We start from the raw sequence: 854 nt of genomic DNA, 5'->3' as shown, positions 1-854 counted from the left end.
GTACGCCCGCACATGGTCAAGGTCGCAGACGGTGGCCGGTGTGCGGCATCCCGGGAACCGGCAGACCCAGTCCCGGGCCCGGATCTGGCGGGCCAGCGCCGGGGAGGGGAACCGGCGCCGGCCGACCTCGACCACGTGGCCGTCGACCGGGTCGGTCAGTAGCCGCCGCCAGGTCGCGTTGGCGGCCAGTTCCCGGGCGAGACCGGCGGGGATCGGTCCGTAGCCGGCCAGTTCGCCGGGGGTGTCGGCCAGCCCGGCCAGGGTGCCCAGGGGGATCAGGACGCCGACCTCGACGTGGATCGGGTCGTCGTCGCGGTGGCGGCCCAGCAGGATGTCGGTGAGGACGTCGGCGCGGCGTTCGTCGATGCTGCGGGTGTCGTCCGCGTCGCCGGCGCGGCGGGCCAACGCGTCGATGCGCTGGTAGGCGGCTTGGGCGTCGGGGGCGGCCAGGAACGCGGAGAGCTCCGCCATCCCGTCGTCGAAGGGTTGGAGGCCGACCCGGCGCCCCCGGCGTTGGAGCTCGTGGCGTTGTGCGGCGCCGTCGGGGTCGACTGCGAGTACCGCGCGGCGTAACGCCTGGCGGAACACCGCATGGCTGGCCCGTCCGCCCCGGGCCAGGATTTTCGCCTCCACCGCGGCGGCGTGGGTGTCGCAGAGCGGTTCGGTGGCGTCGGCGACGGCGCGGACCCGGCTCAGATCGAGGATGCCGGCGGCGAGGGCGGCCAGGGTTGCCGGTAGCCGGTGGGTGACGGTGTGGGCGAGTGCGAGTTGGGTGGCGGCGGCGTGGTAGGAGAGGTTGAGTTCGGCGGCGACTTCGTCGGGGGCGAATTCCCCGTATGGCCGTTGCGGGCCGG

At 74.7% G+C, this 854-nt stretch carries 1 protein-coding gene; it reads right to left on the bottom strand.

What is annotated here, in order from left to right:
* A partial coding sequence (locus tag U9978_RS10210) for a DUF222 domain-containing protein (protein WP_322760840.1) occupies window positions 1-854 on the bottom strand: 854 nt, incomplete at both ends.

This window comes from Protofrankia sp. Cr2 (genome assembly GCF_963555885.1).
GTDB lineage: Bacteria > Actinomycetota > Actinomycetes > Frankiales > Frankiaceae > Protofrankia.
Note: the sequence above shows the minus strand (reverse complement) of the source record. Positions and strands in the feature narration are given on the sequence as shown.